This is a genomic window from Pseudomonas sp. IB20 (assembly GCF_009707325.1).
Taxonomy (GTDB): Bacteria; Pseudomonadota; Gammaproteobacteria; order Pseudomonadales; family Pseudomonadaceae; genus Aquipseudomonas.
The window spans coordinates 1,180,839-1,202,842 of record NZ_CP046103.1 but is presented as its reverse complement, the minus strand read 5'-3'; the positions used below and the strand labels follow the sequence as shown (position 1 = coordinate 1,202,842).

General features: G+C 60.0%; 19 protein-coding genes. 11 read left to right on the top strand and 8 right to left on the bottom strand.

Features of this window, described 5'->3' with window-relative positions; genetic code table 11:
* Nucleotides 1–74 precede the first annotated feature (74 nt).
* The 10 genes from glpK to GJU48_RS05425 all read left to right on the top strand — a co-directional run bounded on the left by glpK (nucleotide 75) and on the right by GJU48_RS05425 (nucleotide 11,598).
* Nucleotides 75–1,580 carry a glycerol kinase GlpK gene (gene glpK / locus GJU48_RS05470; protein ID WP_094953449.1) on the top strand — a complete coding sequence of 502 codons (1,506 nt, stop codon included), beginning with the start codon at nucleotides 75–77 and terminating at the stop codon, nucleotides 1,578–1,580.
* Nucleotides 1,581–1,675: 95 nt separating this feature from the next.
* On the top strand, nucleotides 1,676–2,431 hold the full coding sequence (locus GJU48_RS05465; RefSeq protein WP_049709759.1) for a DeoR/GlpR family transcriptional regulator: 756 nt from the start codon (nucleotides 1,676–1,678) through the stop codon (nucleotides 2,429–2,431).
* A 287-nt stretch (nucleotides 2,432–2,718) separates the two neighbouring features.
* Nucleotides 2,719–4,257: a glycerol-3-phosphate dehydrogenase gene (gene glpD, locus GJU48_RS05460; protein WP_094953450.1), complete on the top strand. Its 1,539-nt coding sequence runs from the start codon at nucleotides 2,719–2,721 to the stop codon at nucleotides 4,255–4,257.
* A gap of 318 nt (nucleotides 4,258–4,575) precedes the next feature.
* Nucleotides 4,576–5,502, top strand: a complete 927-nt coding sequence (locus tag GJU48_RS05455) for a glutamate/aspartate ABC transporter substrate-binding protein (RefSeq protein ID WP_094953451.1) — start codon at nucleotides 4,576–4,578, stop codon at nucleotides 5,500–5,502.
* A gap of 194 nt (nucleotides 5,503–5,696) precedes the next feature.
* Entirely contained in the window at nucleotides 5,697–6,443 is a 747-nt protein-coding gene (locus GJU48_RS05450; protein ID WP_003208731.1) for an amino acid ABC transporter permease, read from the top strand.
* A complete protein-coding gene (locus GJU48_RS05445) occupies nucleotides 6,443–7,114 on the top strand; it encodes an amino acid ABC transporter permease (protein ID WP_094953452.1) in 672 nt (223 codons plus the stop codon). The genes GJU48_RS05450 and GJU48_RS05445 overlap by 1 nt, the downstream gene beginning before the upstream one ends.
* Entirely contained in the window at nucleotides 7,111–7,845 is a 735-nt protein-coding gene (locus tag GJU48_RS05440) for an amino acid ABC transporter ATP-binding protein (RefSeq protein WP_003208734.1), read from the top strand. Before GJU48_RS05445 ends, GJU48_RS05440 begins: the two co-directional genes overlap by 4 nt.
* Nucleotides 7,846–8,011: 166 nt before the next feature.
* Entirely contained in the window at nucleotides 8,012–9,904 is a 1,893-nt protein-coding gene (locus GJU48_RS05435; protein WP_094953453.1) for a two-component sensor histidine kinase AauS, read from the top strand.
* Between the two features lie 6 nt (nucleotides 9,905–9,910).
* Nucleotides 9,911–11,260, top strand: a complete 1,350-nt coding sequence (locus tag GJU48_RS05430; protein WP_094953454.1) for a two-component response regulator AauR — start codon at nucleotides 9,911–9,913, stop codon at nucleotides 11,258–11,260.
* Nucleotides 11,260–11,598, top strand: coding sequence for a GlpM family protein (locus GJU48_RS05425; protein WP_094953455.1), 339 nt, complete (start codon nucleotides 11,260–11,262; stop codon nucleotides 11,596–11,598). The genes GJU48_RS05430 and GJU48_RS05425 overlap by 1 nt, the downstream gene beginning before the upstream one ends.
* Nucleotides 11,599–11,723: 125 nt before the next feature.
* Here the strand turns inward: GJU48_RS05425 and GJU48_RS05420 are convergent, their stop codons facing one another.
* From GJU48_RS05420 to GJU48_RS05395, 6 genes are read right to left on the bottom strand one after another with little or no spacing between them, the layout of a single operon-like run.
* Complete coding sequence (locus GJU48_RS05420; protein WP_094953704.1) at nucleotides 11,724–13,121, bottom strand: sigma-54-dependent transcriptional regulator; 1,398 nt, start codon at nucleotides 13,119–13,121, stop codon at nucleotides 11,724–11,726.
* Nucleotides 13,111–14,889: a sensor histidine kinase gene (locus GJU48_RS05415; protein ID WP_094953703.1), complete on the bottom strand. Its 1,779-nt coding sequence runs from the start codon at nucleotides 14,887–14,889 to the stop codon at nucleotides 13,111–13,113. Before GJU48_RS05415 ends, GJU48_RS05420 begins: the two co-directional genes overlap by 11 nt.
* Nucleotides 14,889–16,013, bottom strand: a complete 1,125-nt coding sequence (locus GJU48_RS05410; protein WP_094953702.1) for a GNAT family N-acetyltransferase — start codon at nucleotides 16,011–16,013, stop codon at nucleotides 14,889–14,891. The genes GJU48_RS05415 and GJU48_RS05410 overlap by 1 nt, the downstream gene beginning before the upstream one ends.
* A gap of 15 nt (nucleotides 16,014–16,028) precedes the next feature.
* Entirely contained in the window at nucleotides 16,029–16,895 is an 867-nt protein-coding gene (locus GJU48_RS05405) for an alpha/beta hydrolase (protein WP_094953701.1), read from the bottom strand.
* Nucleotides 16,892–18,286 carry an aspartate aminotransferase family protein gene (locus GJU48_RS05400; protein ID WP_083359925.1) on the bottom strand — a complete coding sequence of 465 codons (1,395 nt, stop codon included), beginning with the start codon at nucleotides 18,284–18,286 and terminating at the stop codon, nucleotides 16,892–16,894. The genes GJU48_RS05405 and GJU48_RS05400 overlap by 4 nt, the downstream gene beginning before the upstream one ends.
* Nucleotides 18,279–18,989, bottom strand: a complete 711-nt coding sequence (locus GJU48_RS05395) for an MtnX-like HAD-IB family phosphatase (RefSeq protein ID WP_094953700.1) — start codon at nucleotides 18,987–18,989, stop codon at nucleotides 18,279–18,281. The genes GJU48_RS05400 and GJU48_RS05395 overlap by 8 nt, the downstream gene beginning before the upstream one ends.
* Nucleotides 18,990–19,229: 240 nt before the next feature.
* On the opposite strand from GJU48_RS05395, the gene GJU48_RS05390 reads away from it, so the two are divergent.
* Nucleotides 19,230–20,000 (top strand): MipA/OmpV family protein, encoded by a 771-nt coding sequence (locus GJU48_RS05390; protein WP_094953699.1) that lies wholly within the window; start codon nucleotides 19,230–19,232, stop codon nucleotides 19,998–20,000.
* Between the two features lie 257 nt (nucleotides 20,001–20,257).
* Here GJU48_RS05390 and GJU48_RS05385 read toward each other — a convergent pair whose 3' ends face one another.
* Both GJU48_RS05385 and GJU48_RS05380 read right to left on the bottom strand, forming a co-directional pair.
* Nucleotides 20,258–20,911 (bottom strand): DsbA family oxidoreductase, encoded by a 654-nt coding sequence (locus tag GJU48_RS05385; RefSeq protein WP_094950908.1) that lies wholly within the window; start codon nucleotides 20,909–20,911, stop codon nucleotides 20,258–20,260.
* Between the two features lie 55 nt (nucleotides 20,912–20,966).
* Nucleotides 20,967–21,986, bottom strand: coding sequence for an alpha/beta fold hydrolase (locus tag GJU48_RS05380; protein ID WP_094950909.1), 1,020 nt, complete (start codon nucleotides 21,984–21,986; stop codon nucleotides 20,967–20,969).
* Nucleotides 21,987–22,004: the final 18 nt, after the last annotated feature.

Genomic DNA, 22,004 nt, shown 5'->3' with positions numbered 1-22,004 from the left:
GGCCTGGTCCGCACTGCCCCTTTGCGGCCCAGGCTGATTCCTTACTTCCTTATTTTTCGTCTAAGGCAATCGACATGACCGACATTCAGAATAAGAACTACATCATTGCCCTTGATCAGGGCACCACCAGTTCGCGGGCGATCATTTTTGACCGTGACGCCAACGTGGTCTGCACCGCGCAGCGCGAATTCACCCAGCATTACCCGCAAGCCGGCTGGGTCGAACATGACCCGATGGAAATTTTCGCCACCCAGAGCGCGGTGATGGTCGAGGCCCTGGCACAAGCCGGCCTGCACCATGACCAGGTCGCCGCCATCGGTATCACCAACCAGCGTGAAACCACCGTGGTTTGGGACAAAATCACCGGCCGCCCGATCTACAACGCGATCGTCTGGCAGTGCCGCCGCAGCACCGAGATCTGCCAGCAGCTCAAGCGCGACGGCCACGAGCAATACATCAACGACACCACCGGCCTGGTCACCGACCCGTACTTCTCTGGCACCAAGCTCAAGTGGATCCTCGACAACGTCGAAGGCAGCCGCGAGCGTGCACGCAATGGCGAGCTGCTGTTCGGCACCATCGACAGCTGGCTGATCTGGAAATTTACCGGCGGCAAAACCCACGTCACCGACTACACCAATGCCTCGCGCACCATGCTCTTCAACATCCACACGCTGGAGTGGGATGCGAAGATGCTGGAGATTCTCGACGTACCGCGCGAAATGCTGCCAGAAGTGAAGTCCTCCTCGGAAATCTACGGCCGCACCAAAAGCGGCATCGCTATCGGCGGCATCGCCGGTGACCAGCAGGCGGCGCTGTTCGGCCAAATGTGCGTAGAAGCCGGTCAGGCCAAGAACACTTACGGCACCGGCTGCTTCCTGCTGATGAACACCGGCGACAAAGCGGTCAAATCCAAACACGGCATGCTGACGACCATCGCTTGCGGCCCACGCGGCGAAGTGGCCTACGCCCTGGAAGGCGCCGTGTTCAACGGTGGCTCCACTGTGCAGTGGCTGCGTGACGAGCTGAAGATCATCGCCGACGCCACCGACACTGAATACTTCGCCGGCAAGGTCAAGGACAGCAACGGTGTGTACCTGGTGCCCGCCTTCACCGGCCTGGGCGCTCCGTATTGGGACCCGTATGCCCGTGGCGCGCTGTTCGGCCTGACCCGTGGCGTACGAGTGGATCACATTATTCGTGCAGCCCTGGAGTCGATTGCCTTCCAGACTCGCGACGTATTGGACGCCATGCAACAGGACTCGGGCGAACGCCTCAAAGCCCTGCGCGTGGACGGCGGCGCGGTCGCCAACAACTTCCTGATGCAGTTCCAGGCCGACATCCTCGGCACCCAGGTCGAGCGCCCGCAAATGCGCGAGACCACCGCACTCGGCGCGGCTTACCTGGCAGGCCTGGCCTGTGGTTTCTGGGGCAGCCTGGACGAATTGCGCGGCAAGGCGGTGATCGAGCGCGAATTCGAACCTACGCTGGATGAAGCCACCAAAGAGAAACTCTATGCCGGCTGGCAGAAAGCGGTGAGCCGCACCCGAGATTGGGAACCGCACGAAGGCGCTGAATAAGCCAAGCGCCGGACCCACATAGGGTTGTAACTGGCGGGGAGCCGCTTGCTGCGTCATCATGGGCCACTTTTGTACGGCAGCCCAAAGGACGCCCCATGAATCTGCCTCCCCGCCAGCAACAAATCCTCGAACTGGTCCGCGAACGCGGCTACGTCAGTATCGAGGAGATGGCGCAGCTATTCGTTGTCACCCCGCAAACCATCCGCCGCGATATCAATCAGCTGGCGGACGCCAATCTGCTGCGCCGCTACCACGGCGGCGCGGCCTATGACTCCAGTGTCGAGAACACCGCGTACGCCATGCGTGCCGACCAGATGCGCGATGAGAAACAACGCATCGGCGAAGCCATTGCCGCGCAAATCCCTGATCACGCCTCGCTGTTTATCAATATCGGCACCACCACTGAGTCCATCGCGCGCGCGCTGCTGAACCACAATCACCTGAAAATCATCACCAACAACCTCAACGTCGCCACCATGCTCAGTGCCAAGGACGACTTCGATGTGCTGTTGACCGGCGGTAACGTGCGCCGTGATGGCGGTGTGGTCGGCCAGGCGAGTGTCGACTTTATCAACCAGTTCAAGGTCGACTTTGCGCTGGTGGGCATCAGCGGTATCGATGAAGACGGCAGTTTGCTCGACTTTGATTATCAGGAAGTGCGGGTTTCCCAGGCGATTATTGCCAATGCGCGCAAAGTGATCCTGGCGGCGGACTCAAGCAAATTCGGGCGCAATGCCATGATTCGCTTGGGGCCGATCAGTCTGGTGGACTGTTTAGTGACGGATCAGCAGCCGGTGCCGGCGCTGGTGCAGTTGTTGAATGAGCATAAGGTCAGGCTGGAAGTAGTTTAGCGCCTGCTCCGCCGCCATCGCGGGCAAGCCCGCTCCCACATTTTACCGAGTTCCCACATTGGAATGGTTTCAACTGTGGGAGCCGGGCTTGCCCGCGATGGCGATGGACCCGACACCACATTTCTAGCGCCTTCCCCAGGCTCATGTTCACAAATTTTCCTTTTCCCGCCCTTCGATGAGTTTTTTCAATCGAAGTCGGGTGGCTGTGCGCGCGTTTATCAGCTACCATTTTCGCAAATGAACATTAATGTTCGAATTCCAAGACGAAAAATTCGCGAGGCCTGCCGATGAACCCTTCCACCTTGCCTGCCCCACCGCTTGCCGAAGTCTATGACGTTGCCGTAATCGGTGGCGGGATCAATGGCGTCGGCATTGCAGCAGACGCAGCCGGGCGCGGTTTGTCGGTATTCCTTTGCGAAAAGGACGATCTGGCCAGCCACACCTCTTCCGCCAGCAGCAAGCTGATCCACGGCGGCCTGCGTTACCTCGAACATTACGAATTCCGCCTGGTGCGCGAAGCCCTGGCCGAACGTGAAGTGCTGCTGGCCAAGGCCCCGCACATCGTCAAGCAGATGCGCTTCGTGTTGCCACACCGCCCGCACCTGCGCCCGGCGTGGATGATCCGCGCCGGCTTGTTCCTGTATGACCACTTGGGCAAGCGCGAAAAACTCGCCGGCTCCAAAAGCCTCAAGTTCGGCCCCGACAGCCCGCTGAAAAGCGAAATCACCAAAGGCTTCGAATACTCCGACTGCTGGGTCGACGACGCCCGCCTGGTGGTACTCAACGCCATGGCCGCCCGCGAAAAAGGCGCGCATATCCACACCCAGACCCGTTGCGTCAGCGCGCACCGCAGCAACGGCATGTGGGAAATGAACATGGAACGCGCCGATGGCAGTCTGTTCTCGATCCGCGCCCGGGCACTGGTGAATGCGGCCGGCCCATGGGTCGCCAAGTTCATCAAGGAAGACCTGAAGCTGGATTCGCCTTACGGCATCCGCCTGATCCAGGGCAGCCACCTGATCGTGCCGAAACTGTACGAAGGCGCCCACGCGCACATCCTGCAGAACGAAGACCAGCGCATCGTCTTCACCATTCCGTACCTGAACCACCTGACCATCATCGGCACCACCGACCGCGAATACACCGGCGACCCGGCCAAAGTGGCGATTACCCAGGGTGAAACCGACTACATGCTCCAAGTGGTCAATGCCCACTTCAAGAAGCAACTGAGCCGTGACGACATCGTCCACACCTATTCCGGCGTGCGCCCACTGTGCAACGACGAATCGGACAACCCGTCGGCCATCACTCGCGATTACACCCTGTCGCTGTCGGGTGGCACGGGCGAGGCGCCAATCCTGTCGGTGTTCGGCGGCAAGCTGACCACCTACCGCAAACTCGCCGAGTCGGCGATGGCCCAACTGGCCCCGTACTTCACGCAGATGCGCCCAAGCTGGACGGCAAAAGCCAGCCTGCCTGGCGGTGAAAACATGACCACGCCAGAAGCATTGGCCGAAGCCATCCGCGCCAAGTTCGACTGGGTGCCAAGCGAGATCGCCCGCCGCTGGTCCACCACCTACGGCAGCCGCACCTGGCGCCTGCTGGAAGGCGTGCAATCGCTGGCTGATTTGGGCGACCACCTCGGTGGCGGCCTGTACACCCGCGAAGTCGATTACCTGTGTGCCGAAGAGTGGGCGACGCAACCGCAGGACGTGCTGTGGCGCCGTACCAAACTTGGCCTGTTCACCACCCCAGAGGAACAGGACAACGTGCAGCGTTACCTGTCCAAGGTGGAGCAGAACCGCGCAAAGATTGAAGCGGCCTGACAGTCAAGCCTCACAAAAAGCCCCTGCACCGTAAGGTTCAGGGGCTTTTTTTATAGCGCTCCCGCTATTCGGTTTTCCGAACGGCATACCCCGCCCTATTCGGTTTGCCGGACCTTCTAGTCACAACTCCTCCACAACAAAAAGTTAATCTCTTTATAAATCAAATAGATAACCTTTTATTTCAGGTATGGCACGACTCATGCTCTACACTCCCTGACGATTGCTTGCGACGCTTCAGGAGCCGTCACGGGCATTCGCTGTACAAAAGAGAGCCGTTTAGCCGGCTTCATAAAAAAAACAAATGTCGAGGAAGTATTGATGCGCATCGTTCCCCATATCTTGGGCGCAGCTATCGCTGCTGCTCTGATCAGCACTCCAGTTTTCGCCGCCGAACTCACCGGCACACTGAAGAAAATCAACGACTCCGGCACCATCACTCTCGCTCACCGCGACAGCTCCATTCCGTTTTCCTACATCGCGGATGCCTCGGGCAAACCCGTGGGCTACTCCCACGACGTTCAGTTGGCTGTCATTGAAGCCCTGAAAAAAGACCTGAACAAACCCGACCTGAAGACCAAGTACAACCTGGTCACCTCGCAAACCCGTATCCCGCTGATCCAGAACGGCACCGCGGACCTCGAGTGCGGCTCCACCACCAACAACGCCGAACGCGCCCAGCAAGTTGATTTCACCGTCAACATCTTCGAAATCGGCACCCGTCTGCTGGTCAAGAAAGACAAGGATGGCAAGCCGTCCTACGCTGACTTCGCCGACCTGAAAGGCAAAAACGTCGTGACCACCGCCGGCACCACGTCCGAGCGCATCATCAAAGCGATGAACGCCGACAAGCAGATGGGCATGAACGTCATCTCCGCCAAAGACCACGGCGAATCCTTCCAGATGCTGGAAAGCGGCCGCGCCGTCGCCTTCATGATGGACGACGCCCTGCTGGCCGGTGAAGAAGCCAAGGCCAAGAAGCCGGACGACTGGGTCATCACCGGTACTCCACAGTCCTTCGAAGCCTACGCGTGCATGGTTCGCAAAGGCGACCCAGACTTCAAGAAAGCCGTGGATGACGCCATCGTCGCCCTGTACAAGTCCGGCGAGATCAACAAGATCTACAGCAAATGGTTTGAGAGCCCGATTCCACCAAAAGGCCTGAACCTGAACTTCCCGATGAGCGAAAAGGTTAAGGAGCTGATCGCTAACCCAAGCGACAAACCAGCGCCTGATGTAAAAATCTGATACCTGACTAAGCTTATGTCCTGAGGGAGCCAACCCTCCCTCAGGCGTCTGTTACTACCTGCTGGCTTTAATTTTGGAACACTCGACCTGGCGGTTTTCGAGCCGATCGCGTGTGCCCGGCGTTCAACGCCAGGCGGGAAAGGATCTCCCCAGGCAGGTGCTTGTACATTGATCGATCTTGAGGGGAGACCCTAATGAATTACAACTGGGACTGGGGCGTGTTCTTCAAGTCCACTGGCGTGGGCAGCGAGACTTATCTCGACTGGTACATCGCCGGTTTGGGCTGGACCATTGCCATCGCTGTCGTGGCATGGATTATCGCCTTGTTGCTGGGGTCCATTCTGGGCGTCATGCGCACCGTGCCAAACCGCATCGTATCGGGCATCGCGACCTGCTATGTGGAACTGTTTCGTAACGTGCCGCTGCTGGTTCAGCTGTTTATCTGGTACTTCCTGATACCCGATCTGCTGCCGCAAAACCTGCAGGACTGGTACAAACAAGACCTCAACCCCACCACTTCGGCCTACCTGAGCGTTGTCGTGTGCCTGGGCCTGTTCACCGCCGCCCGTGTGTGCGAACAAGTGCGTACCGGTATCCAGGCGCTGCCACGTGGCCAGGAATCGGCGGCGCGCGCCATGGGTTTCAAGCTGCCGCAGATCTACTGGAATGTGCTGCTGCCCCAGGCCTACCGCATCATTATTCCGCCGCTTACCTCGGAATTCCTCAACGTGTTCAAGAACTCCTCCGTGGCGTCCTTGATCGGCTTGATGGAGTTGCTGGCGCAAACCAAACAGACCGCCGAGTTCTCGGCCAACCTGTTTGAAGCCTTCACCCTGGCCACACTGATCTATTTCACCCTGAACATGAGCCTGATGTTGCTGATGCGCGTGGTCGAGAAGAAAGTTGCCGTGCCCGGCCTGATCTCTGTGGGGGGTAAATAATGGAACTCGATTTCAGCGGTATCATCCCCGCCATTCCCGGCCTGTGGAACGGCATGGTCATGACCTTGCAGTTAATGGTCATGGGCGTGGTCGGCGGCATCGCGCTGGGTACGATCCTCGCGCTGATGCGCCTGTCGTCCAGCAAACTCATGTCGCGCCTGGCCGGCGCTTATGTGAACTACTTCCGTTCGATCCCGCTGCTGCTGGTGATCACCTGGTTCTACCTGGCGGTGCCGTTCGTGCTGCGCTGGATCACCGGCGAAGACACTCCGATCGGTGCGTTCGCATCCTGCGTCGTGGCCTTCATGATGTTCGAAGCCGCGTACTTCTGTGAGATCGTGCGGGCCGGCGTGCAGTCGATCCCCAAAGGCCAGATGGCCGCCGCACAAGCGATGGGCATGACCTATAGCCAGACCATGCGTCTGATCATCCTGCCCCAGGCGTTCCGCAAGATGACCCCGTTGCTGCTGCAACAGTCGATCATCCTGTTCCAGGACACCTCGCTGGTTTACACCGTGGGCCTCGTGGACTTCCTCAACTCCGCCCGCTCCAACGGCGACATCATTGGCCGCTCCAATGAGTTCCTGATCTTCGCCGGTGTCGTCTACTTCATCATCAGCTTTTCCGCCTCGCTGCTGGTCAAGCGTATGCAAAAAAGGTTTGCCGTATGATCTCTATCAAGAATATCAACAAGTGGTATGGCGACTTCCAGGTGCTGACCGATTGCAGCACCGAGGTTAAAAAAGGCGAAGTGATCGTGGTGTGCGGGCCGTCTGGCTCGGGTAAATCCACCTTGATCAAGTGCGTCAACGCGCTGGAACCGTTCCAGAAAGGCGACGTGGTGGTGGATGGCACGTCCATCGCCGACCCGAAGACCAACCTGCCGAAACTGCGCTCGCGCGTGGGCATGGTGTTCCAGCACTTCGAACTGTTTCCGCACCTGACTATCACCGAAAACCTGACCATCGCGCAGATCAAGGTGCTCGGCCGCAGCAAGGAAGAAGCCACCAAGAAAGGCCTGCAACTGCTTGAGCGCGTGGGCCTGTCGGCGCATGCCCACAAGCACCCGGGCCAGCTGTCCGGCGGCCAGCAACAACGGGTGGCGATTGCCCGCGCCCTGGCCATGGACCCGATCGTCATGCTGTTCGACGAACCGACCTCGGCGCTCGACCCGGAAATGGTCAACGAAGTGCTCGACGTGATGGTGCAACTGGCCCAGGAAGGCATGACCATGATGTGCGTGACCCACGAAATGGGCTTCGCCCGCAAAGTGGCCGACCGCGTGATCTTCATGGACGCCGGCAAGATCATCGAAGACTGCCCGAAAGAGGAGTTCTTCGGCGACATCAGCGCCCGCTCCGAACGCGCGCAGCACTTCCTTGAGAAAATCCTGCAGCACTAAGCCCTATATAGCTTCCACTGTGGAAACCGCGCCCATATGGGAGCGGGCCTGTGTGGGAGCTGGCTTGCCTGCGATGGCATCACCTCGGTGCCCCTAAAAGCCAGGCTCCCACACAAACAGGTCCGTGCCAGGGCTGGCAAGCTCTGGTTGACCCAAGGCATCTGTGATGAAATGCGACCCCAACCAATTTCGCGCCGCACCGCCATCACTTGCCGTGAAACCTCGTCTGATTCGCCAACTGTTCCTGCCGCCGTTGATCATCGCCCTGATGATCGGCTTGGGTTATATCGGCTTCTGGGTCAGTGAGTACTATGGCATCCGCACCCTCAGCGACAACGGCGAACGCCAGTTGGAGCTGCACGCGCGCACCGTCGAAAGCGAACTGAGCAAATACACCTACCTGCCCAGCCTCCTGGAATTGGAGTCCAGCGTCTCCACGCTGCTGGCCGACCCGAGCCAGGAAACCCGCAAAACCGTCAACGGTTACCTCGAAGGCCTGAACCGACGCAGTCGCAGCCGGGCTATCTATGTGATGGACACCACCGGCCGGGTGCTGGCCACCAGTAACTGGCGCGATGCCGACAGTTACCAGGGTGAAGACCTGTCCTTCCGCGCCTATTTCCAAAATGCCGTACGCGGCCAGCCGGGGCGCTTCTATGGCATTGGCAGCACCAACGGCGAACCCGGCTACTACCTGGCCCACGGCCTGGAAGAACACGGCAAGATCATCGGCGTTGCCGTGGTCAAGGTGCGCCTCGAAGCCCTTGAGGAACGCTGGCAGCGTGCGCGCCTCGAAGCCTTTGTGAGCGACGAGAACGGCATCATCATCCTCTCCAGCGACCCGGCGCGCCGGCTCAAGGCCGTACGCCCACTGAGCGATGACACCAAGGAACGCCTGGCCCACAGCCTGCAATATTACTGGGCGACGCTGAACGAGCTGGAGCCCCTGGCCCGTGAACGTCTGAATGAAGGCACCGAGAAGCTGACCTTCCTGGCCAACAGTGAAGTGGTCAACGATGAGCACGAGGTCAGCTACCTCGCACAAACCCGCCCGCTCTACGACACACCGTGGAATTTCACCCTGCTGACCCCGCTCAATGACCTGCGCCGAGCGGCGATCAACCAGGGCATTCTGGTGGCCGTCGCATTTGGCCTGGTCGCGTTTTTGCTGATCGCTTGGAACGAGCGGCGCAAGGTCATCGCCACCCGCCTCGCCGCACGGGAAGCCTTGCAGGAAGCCAACAGCCAGCTGGAACGCAGAATTGCCGAACGCACCAGCGACCTGCGCGCCAGCAACGAACGACTCAAGGGCCAGATCCGTGAACGGCGCCAGGCCGAAGAAACCCTGCGCCGCGCCCAGGATGAGCTGGTGCAGGCCGGTAAGCTGGCAGCCATCGGCCAGATGTCGACCAGCATCGCCCATGAATTGAACCAGCCACTGGCGGCGCTGCGCACGCTGTCGGGCAACACCGTACGTTTCCTCGAACGTGGCGCCCTCGACACCGCCAGCGCTAACCTCAAGACCATCAACGAACTGATCGACCGCATGGGCCGCATCACCGCCAGCCTGCGCTCCTTTGCCCGGCGCGGCGATGACCAGGGCGAAGCCAACCTCGGTAAAGCCGTGGACGCGACGTTCCAGGTGCTCAGTGCCCGCCTCGACAGCCTGCCGCTGACCGTGCACCGCGACTTCGCCAACGCCCACTTGCAGATCGACCAGACGCGCCTGGAACAGATCCTGGTCAACCTGATCGGCAATGCGCTAGACGCGATGCAGGCCCAACCTGCGCCCGAACTGTGGTTGGATGGCCACGTGTTTGAGGGCAAATACCGCCTGCGCGTGCGTGACAACGGCCATGGTATCGACCCCGAAACGCGCAAACATTTATTCGAACCGTTCTTCACCACCAAACCCGGCGAACAAGGCCTGGGGCTGGGCCTGACCCTTTCCGCCAGCCTCGCGGCGGCCACCGGCGGCAACCTTGCCGTGGAACACCCAGCCAGTGGTGGTACTGCCTTTGTCTTGTGCCTGCCGTTGGTGGGCGCTCAAAAAAGCTGAGTCGACATGAATACAGACACGACAGCCGCAAAAGACGACCTCACCGTTCTAATCGTCGAAGACGACCCCCATGTGCTGCTCGGCTGCCAACAGGCGCTGGCGCTGGAAGACATTCCCAGCGTGGGCGTGGGCAGTGCCGAAGAAGCGCTCAAGCGCATCGGCGAGAACTTCGCCGGCATCGTCATCAGCGATATTCGCCTGCCGGGCATCGATGGCCTGGAACTGCTGACACGCCTCAAGGCCTTGGATAAAAGCCTGCCGGTGGTGCTGATCACCGGGCATGGCGATATCTCGATGGCCGTCGGCGCCATGCGTAACGGTGCCTACGATTTCATGGAGAAACCCTTCTCCCCCGAGCGCCTGGTCGACGTGGCGCGCCGCGCCCTGGAGCAACGCGGGTTGGCGAGAGAAGTGTGGTCTTTACGCCGCCAATTGGCCGAACGCGATTCCTTGGAAGGCCGCATCATCGGCCGCTCGCCGGCCATGCAGAACCTGCGCGAACTGATCGCCAACGTCGCCGACACATCGGCCAACGTGCTGATCGAAGGCGAAACCGGCACCGGCAAGGAATTGGTTGCGCGCTGCCTGCATGACTTCAGCCGGCGCCATTCCCACCAGTTCGTCGCCTTGAACTGCGGCGGCCTGCCGGAGAACCTATTCGAAAGCGAGATATTCGGCCACGAAGCCAACGCCTTTACCGGCGCCGGCAAGCGGCGCATCGGCAAAATAGAGCATGCCCACGAGGGCACGCTGTTTCTCGATGAAGTGGAAAGCATGCCGATCAACCTGCAGATCAAATTGCTGCGGGTGTTGCAGGAGCGCACCCTCGAACGCCTGGGCTCGAACCAGAGCGTGGCGGTGGATTGCCGGGTGATCGCCGCCACCAAATCCGACCTCGACGAGCTGAGCCGCGCCAGCCAATTTCGCAGCGACCTTTACTACCGCCTCAACGTGGTAACCCTGGAACTGCCGCCCCTGCGCGAGCGCCGCGAAGACATCCTGCAATTATTCGAACACTTCCTGCAGCAGTCCTCTTTGCGTTTCGACCGCACCGCACCGGAGCTGGACAACCAGACCGTTTCAACGCTGATGAGCCATGACTGGCCAGGCAACGTGCGTGAACTGCGCAACGTGGCCGAGCGCTTCGCCTTGGGCTTGCCGGCCTTCAAGAAAACCGGCAACGGCACCGTCAACCATGGCCTGGCCTTTACTGAAGCCGTGGAAGCCTTCGAGCGCAACCTGCTGGTGGATGCCCTGCAACGCAGCGGTGGCAACCTGACCCAGGCCAGCCAGGAACTGGGCATGGCCAAGACCACCCTGTTCGACAAGGTCAAAAAATATGGGTTGAGTCACTGATGGATCTACTCCTGAAGGCCGCCATTGGCGCGGCAGTGGTGTTGATCTTGGCGGCGTTGGCCAAGACCAAAAACTATTACATCGCAGGGTTAGTACCGTTGTTTCCGACCTTTGCGTTGATTGCGCATTACATCGTCGGTAAGGGCCGTTCGGTGGAGGATTTGAAGACCACCATCGTGTTTGGGATGTGGTCGATCATTCCGTATTTTGTGTATTTGGCGACGTTGTATGTGATGGTCGACCGGATGCGCTTGGAAGCCTCACTCGCCGTGGCGGCGGTGGCGTGGTTGATGGCGGCGACGGTGTTGGTGAGTGTGTGGGTGCGCTTCCATACCTGATGTGGTTATCGCGGGGTCGCTGGGTACATATCCGTTATTTGGGTGATGGCAGGTTCGTAGAAACCTATGGCTATCGCAGGCAAGCCAGCTCCCACATTTAGAACAATGATGGGACGCCTGGAAAATCAGCGCACGATCTTGTCGACCTGAATCCCCAACTTCTTCAACCGATACCAAAAGCTCCTCTCGGAAATCCCGATCTTCGCCGCAGCCGCCGCCTGCACGCCGTTGCTCTCATTCAACGCCGCCAGAATGTAGGTTTTCTCGACTTCTGCCAGCGCCGCGTCCAGGTCCGCAGGCACGCTCGGGTTGTCACCCAGCAGCGCCGTAACGCCATCTCCAGCAGGCCTGGACGCAAACAGATACGCCGGCAGGTCAATGTCTTCGATCACAGGCGATGCCGCCACAATGGTCGCGCGCTCCACACAGTTCTGCAGTTCACGAATGTTCCCCGGCCAGCTGTAGGCCGCCATGGCCTGCAACGCCTCAGGGCTGAAGCCAGTGACGCGTTTGCCGGCGGTGGCGCTCAGGGTCTGGGCAAAGTGTCGGGCCAGCGGCACGATGTCCTCGGCGCGTTCGCGCAGGGCCGGCAGCGGGATCGGGAACACGTTGAGGCGGTAATACAGGTCTTCGCGAAATTCTTTATTGGCCACCGCGTCCAGCAGGTTTTTATTGGTGGCGGCGATCACTCGCACATCCACCTTACGCTCGCGTGGGTCGCCCACCGGTTCGATCACCCGCTCCTGCAAGGCGCGCAGAATCTTGGCCTGCAAGGCCAGGGGCATATCCCCCACTTCATCAAGGAACAGCGTGCCCTTGTCGGCCTGCATAAAGCGCCCGACCCGGTCCGCCACGGCGCCGGTGAACGCGCCTTTGCGATGGCCGAACATCTCGCTTTCCAGTAAACCGTCGGGGATGGCCGCGCAATTAACCGCCACGAACGGCTTGTCGGCGCGGCTGCCGTGCTTGTGGATAGCGCGGGCGACCATTTCCTTGCCGGTGCCGCTTTCGCCAGTCAGCAGGATGGTCGCGTTGCTGTCACGCACCGAGTCGATTGCGTGCAGCACCTGGCGAAACGCCGGGCTGTCGCCCACCAGGCTGTCGAACTGCGCATGGTGGTCAAGCTCGGCACGCAGCCGCGCGTTGTCGCGCATGATGTCGCGAAACTGCAAGGCCTTGGCCACGGTGATGTCCAGCTCGTCGATGTCGAACGGCTTGGCGATGTAGTCATAGGCGCCGTTGCGCATGGACTGCACAGCGTTCTTTACCGTGCTATAGGCGGTCATCACGATCACCGGCAGTTCTGGGAAACGCACCTTGATCTCAGCCAGCAGCGCCGGCCCGTCCATGCCCGGCATGCGCCAGTCACTGATCACCAGGTCGATGTCTTCCTGCTCCAGCACCTTGAGTGCGTGCAGGCCGTTGCTCGCGGTGAATACCTGAATGCCGTTCTGGCTCAAGGCCGAGGACAGCAAGTCGCAGAGCTTGGGCTCGTCGTCGACTACCAATACGTTATGCGTCATGACCTTCCTCATCGTCGCCGTCGTCTTCACCGTGGGCCGGAATGTACAGGCTGAAGGTGGCGCCGGCATCTTTCTCACTGGCACATTCAATGCTGCCGTCGTGACTCTCCATGATCGAATAGACTTTTGCCAGGCCTAAGCCTGTGCCCGAGGCCTTGGTGGTGACGAATGGCGTGAAGATCCGCTCGACCATATCCGCCGGGATGCCTTGGCCGGTGTCGGCGATGCTGATCACCGTGTTGCCGCCCACGCTGCGAATGCCCAGGGTCAGGCGCCCGCCTTCGGGCATCGCATCGATGGCGTTGAGAATCAGGTTGAGGCACGCCTGCTTGAGCTGCTTGGCATCGGCATAGATGGTCGCACCGGGCGCCTGATCATCGATGTGCGCGTCGATGTTATGGGTGGCCAGTTCCGGGCCGCAAAAGCCGAGTATTTCCTCCACCAGCGGGCGCACTGCCTGCAACACGCGCAACGGCGGGTTGGGCTTGGCAAAGTCGAGGAATTCGGTGATCAGGTCGTTGATGCGGCTGACCTCGCTGATCACGTATTCCAAGTGGCGCTTGTCGGTTTCCGGCAAGTCAGCGCGGCGGTGCAACAACTGGGTGGCGGTCTTGATAATGCCCAGCGGGTTGCGGATTTCGTGGGCCAGGCCCATGGCAACTTCGCCCAGGGCGTGCAGCCGGTCGCGGCGGCGCAACTGGGCTTCAAGGTGATGCAACTCGCCCAGGCGCTCGGTCATGTGGTTGAAGGTGCTGCTCAGTTGGGCCAGCTCATCGCCGCCGGTGACCAACACGCGGTGCTCGTAATTGCCCGAGATCACTGCCCCCACGCCTTGAGACAAATCGCGCAGCGGCTTGGTCAGGCGCCGTGACACCAGCACACCGGCGCCCAGGGACAGCGCCGAGCTGAGCAGGAAAATCAGCACGAACAGGTTGCTCTGGTTCACCAGCCCCACCAGGCTGGTGTGACGCAGCAGGCCGCTGAAGATCACGCCTTGCAGTTCGCCGGCGTCATTGAAGATCGGCCAGTACAAACCGCTGTAATTGTTGGTGAACTGCTCGCTCGGCTGCTTGGTGCTGCGCATCGCCGTCTCGACATCCTTGGGGATGCGCGAGGGGTGATTTTCGAACCGTTGGGTCGAGAAGATTTCATTAAAGCCCGACGGGTTGGCCAGGTACAGGCGCAGGTCGAGGGAGTGCACATCGGCCACGCTGGTGAGGAAGCTGCTGTCCAGGTAAGTGGCCACCAACAATACGTAGTCGACGCCTTCCTGGTTGCTTTCGAACGTCGAGACCACCAGGCCCGTATTCACGCCGGCTACCTGGATGGTTTGCAGCACCGCATTGCTGGTCAGGCTGATCTGCTTGACGACATCGTCAGGCGCCGTGCTGAACACGATCTTGTGGTCACTCACGCGAATCAGCGAGACCACGTCTATATCCGTGGCCTGGGCGATATCGGCCGTGAGTCGGTCATGCTTGGCAGCCTGCCGGCTCGAAGGCGGGCTGGTGTAGCGCATGAACAGCTTGGCCATGCGCGCGTTGTCATGAAGGATATCGCCAATCTCGTCCTTGACGATCTTGGTCGACTCTTGCAGCCAGATGCGCACGTTGCTGTCGAAAATCTGCGACAGCGTGGTCGCGGCCAGCTCGGCGGCGATCATGGTGGGAATGACGCTGACCAGCCAGAACGCCAGCACCAGCTTGCGCTGGACGCTCCAGCGCGAAATGGCAAAGGGGCGGGCTTTCTGGCGGGTTTTGGTGATCATCAGGTTTCGCTTATCGCAGCAGCCATGGCAGGGTCGGAACGATCCGGTCTTATGTACATTTTCACGAGTTTGAGCAGGCCATTGACCAGCCGGTTACGGTGACGGAAGAACATACTGTTGCCCCGGAACTCGCAACCCAGGCGCAGCTTGCTCGCGTACCCGTCCTGACCGCACTCGTACACGGGAATATTGTGCGCAATACAATAGCCGACATTGGTCAGCCAGTATCTGAAGTACAAGCTGTATTCGCGACTGAATTGCATGTCATGCCCGAAAAACTTGTCGATCAAACGGTGCTGGTCCAACAGGATCAGGTTGAACGCCACCAGACGCTCGTCCACCCAATACAAAACACAGACCGCACGCCCTTCAAGCCGTTCGAGGACGCCGGTGAAGTAAGTGGCCGGCAGGCGTTCGAATTGCAAATCGGCGCGGCTGAGCGTGGCCTCGTATAGGCGCATCACCTCAGGCAGCACGTCATCGATATTGTGCCGCCACTCCACGCGCGGTCCCGGCGCACGCAGTTTACGGCGCAGGTCCTTGCGGGTCGATTTGCACAACGAGCCCAGGTAGGCGTCCACCGAACCGTAAGGCACCGTCAGCAAACCGCTGGGCAAGCTGGGCATAGTTTGAAATCCCGCAGCGCGGCAGCTCGCCGCCCAGTGCGGGTCTTTGGTCGGCACGTCCTTGACCGCTACCAGGCCAATCCCGAATGCGTGGGCATCCTGGCGTGCAGCCTCAAGCAAGTGCTTGATCAACAGCGGGCGCTGCCCCTCAGGAACGCTACTGGCAATTCCCGCATCGCAACGCTCGGCCACCGGAGAGCCGATGGCATACAACTGCAAACGCAAAACACCCGGCCACAGTCGCTCCAGGCGCTCGGTAAAGCGCTTGCCGGCGCCCGACACCGTGGTGTCGAGGCGATAATGGGTGATGAACGCGGCGGCGACGGCCACCAGCGTTTCATCTTCGTATACAGCCAGGTAACGCCATTTGAATTCATCGATGGCGGCGTTTTCCACGGCGACGTAAAAATCCCAATCCTCCAGAGCTCCGGGAAAACAGTCGTTCCAGGCACTGCGCTGGATGGCCCGGATGGTTGAAAAGGCTTGGGCGGTGATCACGTCGCGTCCTTAGGCTTATGCCCGCTGCCGATAGTCTACGGGTGCCTGGATAGCCTCGGCGTGTTGCTCGACAAACTCAGCGCTCAACTCAATCACCCGGCGGTATTGCAGGTCGACGGTGATCATGTGGTAGCAGTTGTCCAACAAAATCTTGGTCACGGGGCCGCCCAAGTGGCGTTCCACGTAGTCGGCGTTCCAGCGGCTGGTGATGTCGTCCTCGATGGAGTGCAACACCAGGGCCGGCACCTTGATCTCGGGCATGCGCTTCTTGACCACGGCGTTCATGCGGTGCAACTCGCGCACCGTGATGCCCTCCATGGTCAGCAAGCCGGCCTCGCTGCTCTCGCCTTCCTTCATCTGGCGCTCGACGATGGCCCGCAGGCGCTCGTTCTTGATGCCGTAAGGCGGCTTTTCTTCAAAGCGGCAGATGTGCACGCCGAAGGGAATCTTCATCAGCAACGGCGTCAGGAACGCCAGCTTGTGAATGCTCCAACCGTCGTACTTCAAGGTGGTGGAATACATCAACAGCCCGGCGACTTGGCCAGGGTGCTCGGCGGCCACGTACATCGACATCACCGCGCCCATGGACAAGCCACCGACAAACACCTGCTCGTGGCGTTGCTTGACCTGTACGAAGGTCTTGCGCACGCCTTCGTACCAGTCCAGCCAGCCGGTGGCCTGCAGGTCGCTGTTGTCACCGCAATGCCCGGCCAGGGTAGGCACGTACACCGTGCAGTTACCCGCCTTGGCCAGCCCTTTTGCCACCTGACGCAATTCCGTCGGGGTGCCGGTCAGGCCGTGGATCAACAGGATCCCGACCGGACCTTCACCGAGAACGAAGCCGGCATCACCTTCGCCGAGGTCGAACCCGGAAGTACTCACCGTTTTGTCGCTCGCACCAGCAGTTGCTCGAGCAGCTTCAAGCCCAGGTCGATTTCCGGGTAGCTGATTTCCAGCGACGGTGCCAGGGTGATGACGTTTTTGTAGTAGCCGCCCACGTCGAGGATCAAGCCGAGTTTCTGGCCATCCACGACCATGTCGCCCTTCATGCCTTCCTCGACCATGTAGTCCAGGGTCGCCTTGTCCGGGGTGAAACCATCCGGGCCACAGATTTCGCAGCGCAGGGCCAGGCCCAGGCCGTCGACATCGCCGATGATCGGGAAACGTTTCTGCAGGTCTTGCAGACCTTCCAGGAAGTATTTGCCCTTGGCCATGACCATTGCGCCGTAGTCGACTTCGCTGGTCATCTTGAACATTTCCAAACCGACCGCCGTACCCAGTGGGTTGGAGGCGAAGGTGGAGTGGGTCGAACCTGGTGGGAAGATCTTCGGGTTGATCAACTCTTCACGCGCCCAGATGCCGCCCAGCGGGTTCAGGCCGTTGGTCAGCGCCTTGCCGAAGACGATCACGTCCGGCTGCACGTCGAAGTGCTCGATCGACCACAGCTTGCCGGTACGGTAGAAGCCCATCTGGATTTCGTCCGACACCATCAAGATGCCGTGCTGGTCCAGCACGTGCTTGAGTTCGCGGTAGAAGTTCATCGGCGGAATCACGTAGCCACCGGTGCCCTGGATCGGCTCGACGTAGAAGGCTGCGTACTCGCACTGGTTGGTTTTCGGGTCCCACACGCCGTTGTATTCAGTCTCGAACAAACGGGCGAACTGCTGCACGCAGTGGCTGCCGTATTCTTCCTTAGTCATGCCTTTGGGGCCACGGAAGTGGTACGGGAACGGGATGAAGTTGGCGCGCTCGCCGAAGTGGCCATAGCGGCGACGGTAGCGGAAGCTCGAGGTGATCGACGAGGCGCCGAGGGTACGGCCGTGGTAGCCGCCTTCGAAGGCGAACATCAGGCTCTTGCCGTTGGAGGCGTTACGCACCACTTTCAACGAGTCTTCGATGGACTGCGAACCGCCAACGTTGAAGTGCACACGACCGTCGAGGCCGAATTTTTTCTTGGCGTCGACCGCGATCATTTCCGACAGCTCGATCTTGCCTTTGTGCAGGTACTGGCTGGCGATTTGCGGGAGGGTGTCGATCTGCTGTTTCAGTGCGTTGTTCAGGCGCGGGTTGGCGTAACCGAAGTTAACCGCCGAGTACCACATTTGCAGGTCGAGGTAGGCCTGGTCTTCGGTGTCCCACACGTAGGAGCCTTCGCAACGGCTGAAAATACGCGGCGGCTCGATGTAGTGAACGGTGTCGCCGTAGGAGCAGTACTTGGCTTCTTTATCCAGAAGGATCTGGTCTTCGGCAGTGGCGATACGGATATCAGACATGGTGGAAGAGTTCCTGATTTTCAATAGAGAGGTCGGCAGTAAAGCTGCCAGCGTTGGCGGCGATGCCCTGAGGCAGCTTGGCCAGCAATGCGGTCACTTCGGCGAAAGTGTCGAAGCGCGCGTGAGGAATGTTGTTGGTTTCGCAGTAGTCGGCCAGGCTGCCTTTGGCAAAGACGAAGTCAGCGGTGGAGGCCACGCACATGTCGGACTTGCCGTCGCCGATCACCAGCACGCGCTTGTTGCGCGGGGTGGATTTGCACTTGCAGTTGCCGGAAGCGGCACGGCAGGCATCGCTGGAATACGGGAAGTCGATGCGCCAGCTGTTCTGGTCGACCTGGCGCAAGCGGTTGGCGAGGATCGGCAGCAAGGTCACGTAGTTGCGCGACAAGATGCGCGCGATGCCTTGTTCGATGCCGTCGCTGACCACTTCGATGGTCGCGCCCAGGCCCATGACGTGATCGACGAAGTCCGGGAAGTCCGGGTCGATCTCAACGCTGTCGAAGTACGCCAGCAGTTCAGCCGGGGTCGCCTTGATCAGCGCCAGTTGGCGGCTCAGGCATTCGCGTGAACCGATATGCCCATCCAGCCATTCCTGTTCGATGGTTTCCCACTCTTCGCCTGCGAAGCGTTGGAGGACGTTGTCGATGACGTCGGTGGGGGTGATGGTCCCGTCGAAGTCGCACACGATATGCCACTGGATCATTGCCTGTCCTTGAGTTGGAGGGCTTGAAGAGGAGCGCGCTAAATGCGCTTGCTACAGGGATATAGCAGGGACTGTGCCAACTGGTTAAAGCCCAGCGGGGCTGGGGCTTTGGCCGTTACTGCGGGTAAAACGTGTCGCAGGAGCTACAATTTTTGTAGCTTGCTACAAACAAGATGAGTGCTTGCGTCAGGGATGCCCTTCGCGCGTGAATGCGCGCAAGTTCAGATAAGGAAACGCTCCATGGTCAAGGTTACTTCTGCTGTATTCGCCGGCTTGCTTGGGCTGTGGAGCTTTTCCAGCTCGGCAGCCGCCGAAGGCATTACCGGCGAAGTGGGCGCAGGCGTCAGCTACCAACCCCACGACCCCACTGGCAGCCGCTACGAAACCCAGCCGATTCCCTACTTCGACCTGGACTGGGGCAATGTCAGCCTGGGTACCGACGACGGCCTGACCTGGAGCGCGCTCAATACCAATGGCATCACTGCCGGCCCGTACATCAACTACCTGCCGGGCCGCACGGCCAATGGCTCACTGCGCGGGTTGCGCGATGTACCGGATATGGCGGAGGTCGGGGGTTTCATTCAATACGCACCGGCTGAGTTCTGGCGTGTGTATGCGCAGGTCGGCCAAGCGGTGGGCGGCAGCCGTGATCACACTGGTGTGCTGGGCAAACTCGGCGGCGAGCTGGGCTACCCGCTCGGTGGCGGCATCATCGGCAGCACCGGGCTGATGGCGCACTTTGCCGATGCTCGTCAGACGCAGGCCTTTTTTGGTGTTGATGACAAGGAGTCTGCGGCTTCGGGTATTCGGGCCTATAACGCCAGTGCGGGGTTCCAGAACCTGACGTTGACCCAGAGTTTTGAATTTCCGCTGGCGACGCATTGGTCGTTGTTGGCCAGCGCCAGTTGGACGCACTTGGTGGGGTCGGCGGCCAACAGCACCATCGTCAAAGAGACGGGTAATGTGAATCAGGGACAGGTGCAGACGGCGATCAGTTACAAGTTTGATTGAAGGGCTGGATGTTGGTGGCTGGTGGCTGGTGGCTGGGTACATATCCGTTATTTAGGTAACGGCTGATATGGGTTCCGCTCTTACAGCGGCTCACTTTTGAAAAGCGCAAAAGGAAAGCCAGCTCCCACACTGGGTTCAAATGTGGGAGCCGGGTTGGTTACTTTTGGGTCCTTCCAAAAGTGACCCGCTTAAGAGCGGAACCCTAGGTGGCCGTTACCGCAGCAACGGATATGTACTCAAACCACCAAACGAAACCATCAGCCCTTAGCCTCACTGATAATCTGCCGAATCGCCCCAACAAAAGCCTCAGCCGGCTGCCCCCCACTCACCGCATACTGATCGTTAAACACAATCGTCGGCACCGAAGTCACCCCCCGAGAAATCCACAGCTGCTCCTGCTCACGCACTTCTGCCGCATATTCATCGCTGGCCAAAATCTCAGCAGCACGCTTGACATCCAACCCAACACCTTCAGCAATAATCGCCAAAGTCGCATGGTCGGACGGATCCTGCCCATCAGTGAAGTAAGCCTTGAACAGCGCTTCCTTAAGGTTGTACTGCAACCCCTCCAACCCCGCCCAATGCAGCAGACGATGCGCATCAAAGGTGTTGTAGATACGGCTCTGACCGTCATTGCGAAAAGCAAAGCCCAACGCCGCCCCCATGTCACGAATACGCGCACGGTTAGCCTGCGATTCCTCAGCAGTGGAGCCGTATTTTTCAGTAATGTGCTCAACAATGTTCTGCCCAATCGCAGGCATATTCGGATTCAGCTCAAACGGCTGAAAATGAATCTCAGCCTGCACCTCAGCGCCCAACTGGTCCAACGCCTCGGTCAACCCACGCAGGCCGATAATGCACCAGGGGCAAGACACGTCGCTGACGAAATCGATTTTCAGGGGAGTACTCATGGTAGGCAACCTCGCTGGCATTAATGTGCCGCAAAAGTTGCACGATACACCAACTTCACAACACCTTCGAAGGCTGCCCCAAGTCAATCTGCGCCCAATGCGCGGCATCTTCGCGGTGGGCTTGCAGGTACGGCAACACCGCCGCCAGCAACGGCGCCTTGAACGCCTCCTGAAAACGATGCGCCAAGCCGGGAATCAACTTCAACTGGCTGCCCTGGATATGCGCAGCCAAGTGCACGCCGTGCATCACCGGCAGCAACGGGTCGGCGGTGCCATGCACCACCAACGTCGGCACGCGCAACTGGTTGAGCAACGGCACGCGGCTGGGCTCGGCGAGGATCGCCATGATCTGGCGCTTGACCCCCTCCGGGTTGAAAGCGCGGTCGTAGGACAGCGCCGCCTGATGCAGCAACACCTGGCGATCATCTTTCACATTCGGGCTGCCCAACGCCGCCAGCAGGTCGGCCTGTTGCTCCAGCGCCACCTCACGGTTGGGTGCACTGCGCCGCGACAACAACTGCACCAACGCCGCATTGGGCGCCGGCAGGCCTTCGGCGCCGGAGCTGGTCATGATCAGGGTCAGGCTCTCGACCCGTTGCGGCGCCATGGCCGCCAGGTGCTGGGCGATCATGCCGCCCATACTCGCGCCCAGCACGTGGAATTGGCGGATCTGCAAGGCGTCCATCAGCCCCAAGGCATCGTCGGCCATGTCGGTCAGCGTATACGGCGCCGCTACCGGCAGGCCGAGCTTGTAGCGCAGCACTTCAAAGGTCAGGTTGGCGCTGGCCGGTGCCTGACGCCAAGTCGATAGGCCAACGTCACGGTTGTCGTAGCGAATCACCCGAAAACCTTGTTCGCACAAGGCCACCACGACTTCATCCGGCCAGTGGATCAACTGCCCGCCCAGGCCCATCACCAGCAACAAGGCAGGGTCGGACGCACGGCCGATGCTCTGGTAAGCGATGCTCACCTGAGCCAGGTCGACCGTTTGGGTCGGAACATTGACATCACATCGAGACGCCGCAAAAGACGGCAGGCCGACTAATAGAGCGGCCAGTAAAAGCAACACGCGCATGAAAAACACCGAAACGCA